The organism is Paragemmobacter kunshanensis, from assembly GCF_011059185.1.
In the GTDB taxonomy this organism is placed as follows: Bacteria; Pseudomonadota; Alphaproteobacteria; order Rhodobacterales; family Rhodobacteraceae; genus Paragemmobacter; species Paragemmobacter kunshanensis.
In genome coordinates, this window is the sequence record NZ_JAALFE010000017.1 from 84147 (window position 1) to 90241 (window position 6095).

The 6095-nt window shown below is 59.2% G+C and carries 5 protein-coding genes; 1 reads left to right on the plus strand and 4 read right to left on the minus strand.

Annotated features, from left to right (window positions below):
• Nucleotides 1-2: 2 nt before the first annotated feature.
• Nucleotides 3-1724, plus strand: coding sequence for a hypothetical protein (locus tag G5V65_RS16260; RefSeq protein ID WP_165052100.1), 1722 nt, complete (start codon nt 3-5; stop codon nt 1722-1724).
• Between the two features lie 69 nt (nt 1725-1793).
• Here the strand turns inward: G5V65_RS16260 and G5V65_RS16265 are convergent, their stop codons facing one another.
• The 4 genes from G5V65_RS16265 to G5V65_RS22120 all read right to left on the minus strand — a co-directional run.
• Nucleotides 1794-2780 carry a hypothetical protein gene (locus tag G5V65_RS16265; protein WP_165052102.1) on the minus strand — a complete coding sequence of 329 codons (987 nt, stop codon included), beginning with the start codon at nt 2778-2780 and terminating at the stop codon, nt 1794-1796.
• Nucleotides 2777-3484 carry a hypothetical protein gene (locus G5V65_RS16270; RefSeq protein WP_165052105.1) on the minus strand — a complete coding sequence of 236 codons (708 nt, stop codon included), beginning with the start codon at nt 3482-3484 and terminating at the stop codon, nt 2777-2779. The genes G5V65_RS16265 and G5V65_RS16270 overlap by 4 nt, the downstream gene beginning before the upstream one ends.
• A gap of 81 nt (nt 3485-3565) precedes the next feature.
• Nucleotides 3566-5167, minus strand: a complete 1602-nt coding sequence (locus G5V65_RS16275) for a 3'-5' exonuclease (protein ID WP_241250610.1) — start codon at nt 5165-5167, stop codon at nt 3566-3568.
• Between the two features lie 11 nt (nt 5168-5178).
• A partial coding sequence (locus G5V65_RS22120) for a hypothetical protein (protein WP_206526837.1) occupies nt 5179-6095 on the minus strand: 917 nt, incomplete at its 5' end.

Here is a 6095-nt window from a genome sequence, read left to right on the forward strand (position 1 = left end):
AGGTGGAAGTGAAGACTAAGACCTCCCGTTCGTCGCCTGACCTCGGTGTAGCAGAGCGTGCCAGCAAGGCGCAGACGGTCAGTTCAAGGCCGCCAAACCTGGCCCGGTGGTTCTGGGGATTCTTCTTCCTGATGGCGGCAATCACCTTGGCATTGGCAATATTAGCGGCCGCTCGCCTGTGGTATGTCCCTCCTATCGCGAGAAGCGAGATCCCAGCCGACGATCGTCCTATGGCAAGTGCTCCCAGCGAGCACAGTGCGTCGGAACTGGATTCCAAGTTGAAAGACGCCAACAAGGTTGCCCTTGAGGCGGTGACAGAGCTGATTGATCCACTTCTCGATGGCGCCTACGCCCCAGTATACGAGGCGATCCCGATTTATGCGGACCATCATTATTCGGTCTGGGGTGAATATGCTGAACTTGGCGCCGCGGCTCTAGGGGACGTTGGCGCAAAGTTGCAAGAGATGCTCTTTGACGGACTCGACAGCCGACTTCGTGTTGTCGGCCAAGACCTTGACCGACGGTTTGATTCATTGTTCGAAACGGAGCTTACGGCGTCCGTCAACGATGCTGGAATGTCCGACTTGGGCCCGCTCACCAAGCGCGCCATAGATAATGCAATATCACGGATGGCGATCACCGTGCCGGTCAGCACGGCAACTGCAATTGGCACGGCAGCCACGATCAAAGCAGTAGCATCGACGATGGCTAAGAAGATCGCCTCCAAACTTGCAGTCAAAGCGACCGCAAAAGCTGGAGGAAAATGGGCTGCTACAATTGGTGGAGCAGGCACAGGAGCACTTGCTTGCTCATGGACAGGCCCGGGTGCCGGGCTGTGCGCGGCCGTTGGCGGTGTCGGCGCGTGGTTGATTGCCGACTACGGCATTGTGAAACTTGACGAGTATTGGAATCGTACAGAGTTTGAGGCAGATCTCCGTGCAATGATCGACGAACAGAAGGCCGCTGACAAAGTGGCCTTGGCTCAGGCGCTAAAAGAGCGTGCCGAATCTGTACAGGGTGCGTCCAGCGAGATCGTTCAAGACTACGACTTTACGATCAGGGAACTTTCCGGCGTTGGAAACGCGGAAGTGTGTCGAGGTGTCGAGGAACTAAGAGCACGGTATGAGCCCCTGCGTATGAACCTTCGTGCCAGAACACCCGAAGTATTGGCGAACCTCCGGATCTCCATCAAAGAGAACTCAGGGGATCTTTCGCTGGGACCTATCGTCCGGGAGATGGAGGGAAACCTCAAGGCAGCAGCTTTCGTATCCGTCGGTGAGGTTCGGATACAGGGAAACCTTCCCGAGCACTTTCGTGCCGATAGGGACGTTTCTGGCTCCGTTTTCGTCGAGGGAGCACCTATCCCGTTTGCGCGCCGCCCCGCGTCCGAAATTAGGGGCTTCAACGTCAGCGTTGCTTCTGGAAAGCAAATAGGAGTTCACGAAACGCTGAACATCGGACTTTCCATCGAGCAGCACTTGAGAGTGCGGGGCAATCGCTTCTTCGCTGGTTCCGTGGGGATCGATGCCTTTGAAGCCATCGGCACAGCAGATGGTCTTGACCATCGCGTCCAACAGCAACTGATGATCAGCAACTACGCTAACGCTCAGAGGAGTGGTGAGTTCGCCGGCGCGGGTAAGGCCGCGGAGTCGACAGTCGATCTCTCGATTCGCCTGATCGCCAGCCCGCTCCCTGAACTGAAAGAGGTCGTGCACTGCCAATGAGCAGCAGAGATGAGTTGGCGTCCACTGCCTGTACACAGCGTAGGCCTCTGCCACTCCAACAAATGTCGGTCATGCTTGGGGCTTGCCCACCTGCATAATCATCAACGGCGCGTCATCTTCGGCCTCGGCCAGCTCGATATAGCTTCGAGCAGAGATTCCTTGCAGACCTAGGTGGTCAACAAGGCTAGGCAGGCTAGCAACGCGGTGGCGCGTTTCCGAGAGTGTGACTGCTACATCACGTGCGTTCTGATCAGCTGCTTCCGTCCCACCGACGCGTCCAACCAGAAGGTCTGCGGGCATTTCCTTCGTTAGCTGCATGAGCTTCTTAAACTGGCGAGATGCCTGATCCTTTGCCGCTATCGGTTCGTCAAGAAGGAAAAGAGCCTTGATTTGTGCACCACCAGTGACCGCCATTCCGTCGAGCAGCAGTCTGAGGCTATCGATTGGGATTGCCTCCCGCGTGTAGAGCAGCTTCACTCTATTGTGCATGGCATCAAAGGTTTCGTGCAGAACCTGCTCGGCCTCAGTCAGGAGTGGCCTTCGATCGACGCGCACCGCGGCGCCGTCTACGCGTTCAATTCGGTTGGTCGCCCTTTCGAGCAGCTGTTGAAGTTCATATGCGCGCCATTCGTCCCGGAAGGCGAGGACGCTATCGTGTGTGGACTGAACGTCGCGGCGCAGCTTCTCTAGCCGCTGACAGACGATCGCCGTGCCAGCGGCGCTGACTCCGAGGCTCGCTATCGACCCTGCCAGAGTTGCCACCTGCAAACCCTGCATGACACCAAGCATCGACTGCATCACGTCGATACGACGCTTGATCTGTTCATTCTGGACGACGCTGATAGCACCCGTGACCAAGGAACCTGCTGAGGTGACGCCCGTCAAGGACGAGAGAACCGAGCCCAGCGGTTGTATGGCTGAGAATGCGCCCGTTTCCTGCAGGTGAGCCACAATGCCACCACCGTTCGCATTGATCAGCAGCGCTCCTCGGCGGATCAGCTTTCCCGCCTCCCACATTGCTTGCAGTTCTGGTGGGACGACAAACGAATAGGTCATGATGCGTTCTCGATACGCAGCTTGTATGCTTCATCAAGACGACTCAGATGGCGGCTAAGGACAGACCCTTCCACGCTATCGGTTGCGATAAGCAACCGCGTCACTGCATCTTGAACCAACTGCAGATAAGCCTGCCGCTTACTACCTACCACTGAGGCCGCTGACCACGCGAAAACAGCTGCACCCACAGTAACAGCCAATGGGGCCGCGACAGCCGACGCGGCTCCAATGCCAATCATCCCAAGAAGTCCTGGGGACGCACGCGCAGCGACAGTCGCCAAAGCAGCTGTGCCGCTGCCACCGAGGGCCAGTTTGGCGAGATCCCGTCCGCTCCAACCGGAATAATCGGTCAGGTCATCGTTACCGGACAGGTTCGCCGCAAGGACATGTTCCAACTCGCTTGCTAGCTGCACTTCGGCCTTTTGAACTCCTTCGAGGATTTCAAGCTCAAGTGCCTTTCTTTGCGAGGATGTTTCCCAAACCAGGTCTTGCAGCGGCAGTGCGTCTACGCGAGTCCGCGCTACCTCTCGCAGTTCAGCATCCCTGCACTGACAGAAAGCGCGCGCAGCCCAGCGTTGCTCCTGCCACCAGTCGATAGCATCTGCCTGTCGAAGCGGGTCAACATCGTCCCAAGCCAATTTCAGCCCGCCCCCTTCGTGACCGACAGTGCAAGCCGATCCGGATATCTCGTCACGCTTGAACATTGCTCATCATTCACCTGATCGCCCAGAACAAAGCCGTCGGATTGTGTATCGGGCCGGGATCCGACGGCCTGCCATTCATTCCTAAGAAATACGCCGCTGAAGCGCCACACGATAACTGTAAGGCGCCACTTCCTCGACCGCCACCATGTCTCCAGCGCGCGCACCGTGGCGCTCGAAGAACTCCCGGATCCAAGCGCGCTTGCGGAAGAACTTCTTCTGACCATCGAGGTCTGTCATGACAACGGTCGCGCCGCCCCAGTCGACGGCAATTTCGCGCTGGGCGGCCGAGGCACGGTTTGATCCGCCGATCGCATCTGCCGGGAACTTATCGAAGAAACTCCTGAGATAAATGTGGTTGTTGTCGAGGTTTCCCCGCGTGATTTCGGTTGTGCCGATGTGGCGCCCGGTGTGCTTGCACGGGTTTGGGTCCGACGGCATCGATGCAGCCGCGGGCTCTTGGACAACAAGCACGGTGTTATCGTCGTCCTCGATCAGGTGGAAATCCTCGTCGGCGACAAGCAAAATCTGGCCCGTCGGTACCGGAGGCCGCGTGCGAACAAGCTGAATGCCTTCGGAGCGAAGGACCACCTCCGCTGCTGCGCGGGCATCCTCGCCTGCGTCATGATGCTCGAACTTGAGGCCAAGGTGCTGCTTGAGGCTTGCAAGGCCATGGCCGGCATTACCCCGCAATTCGGGCCAGGCAACGCGAGCGACATTGACGCTGTCGCGCCAGTCCCACTGAGGAACGGGCAGGCCGCAGTTGCCACAAGCAGCAGCGACGGCGCTACGGTCAAAACCAGAGTGCTGGTAGACCGTCGCCCCGTTCAGCGCATCCCGCAGGACTGGCAGCACCTCCGCAAAGGTCGGGGCGCCCTGCACCGTGCGGGCACTGATCCCATGCAGATATGTGAACACCCAGCGCTCCTCCTGCGGGTCGACATAGGTCACCCAAGTCTCGATGGAATTGTCGGGGCGCACGCAGGCGACACCGATCTGGCAAATGCTGCCACGATCGTTGTTCGCGGTCTCAACGTCCAAAGCAAAGAAGCGGAACGGTCCCTCAGGAAAGGGCGTGACGCGCATCTGCCGGACGGTCGCGGGCTTCGGCGCTGGCGCGGCGACGGGACTAACCATCGCGGACATGAACCGCAGCCGCTGCCGTTCGATGGCCGCCTTTTCGCGGGCGCCCCAGCCAAGGCGGCGCAGCGTACCCTCGACCAGATCGACCGGTTCGTCATAAGCCTGCATCCGGCGCCGGTTCCAGGCGATCACATGATCGGGCGCGAGGGAGAGCACCTCGGCCTCCAGCCGGGCGATGTCGACGGTGTCAGGCAAAGGCAACCAGACAGCCCGGCAGTGATCGATGACAAACTCGTTGCGCAATGCCTTGGCAAGATCACCATCGGCCTTGGTCAAAGGATCTGTCCGGTCGCGCCACATCCGGCCGGTGTTGTACATAGCCGAAAAGTAATGGCTCATGCCTTCCGATCCGGTCCGATGGCGCCGGTGGATCCGTTCGTAGAAGGTCTGATCAGTCGAACTGGTCGAGCCGATGTAGCGAAGATCACCATGGTGATCGACAAGGCCGTAAAGGCCACGTGCATCGCGCGGCGCCTGAGAGGTCGGGCGGGGCGCAGCTTCGAGCAGGGCGGACAGAAGGTCTTCGGCAGAGAAACGCATCATCAAACTCCGGTTTACTTCGACATCAGCTGGCTGCGCTCGATGCGCTTCCAGTCGCGGCCCGAGACAATGCCCCAGTTTCCCGCCTCGTTCGGGCGGCGCCAGCGCGGTGTGGCCATCTTCTGCAGGGCAGACAGCGCCTCGTTGAAGGAGGGGTACGAGACCTCCTCACCCTTTGCACCGATCATGAACTTGCCTCCGCGCTCGAGACCGGGATGGAAATGGCTTCCGTCTGCGGCGACGGGAACGAAGACCACCTCGTCCGAGAAATCCGGGCTCGGCGCCTCAGGTGCCGCCTCATCGGGCTGCTGCCAGATCGAGGCAAAGAATTCCTTCCTCCCCTTCAACCACGAGGCAGCACTGACAGCCGTCACCCGCTGGCCGACCTTATCCAGACCACCGTCGCCGCTAGACAGGATGTTCCGGATACGGCCTTCCGTAACGCCGCCGAACAGGGCGAGCGACTGCAGGTCGACTTCGCCTACGCCCGTATCAATAGCGTGACGGGAGAGCGCGAGATTGATGATGCGGCCGATGGCATTCTCTGCAGATGTCCCAACAAGAAGGCGGAACTGATCGAGCTTCTGCGCAAGATCGGCAACCCAAGCCGGGCGCTCTTCGAACGGGACATCTGATGGCGTGACGCCATACAGGGCAAAGATCCCGGCATTGTCGATGAGCTTTGCGCCGCGCCAGTCGAGACAGATCGACGGCCAATAGGTCTCAAACACCTCCTGCCACGTGTCGCCCTGTACATCCGGGCCGTAGAGCATTGCGCGCAAATGCGGAGCACATTCCTTCTCGCCAAGAACTGCTTCGATTGCCTGAAAATGCGGGGCAAGAATATCCAAGAGTGTTGATTTGCGCTGAGAGCTGACCCGGTTGGGCTGAAGATTTCCATTGAGATTTGACCCATGTGACCCTTCCCCGA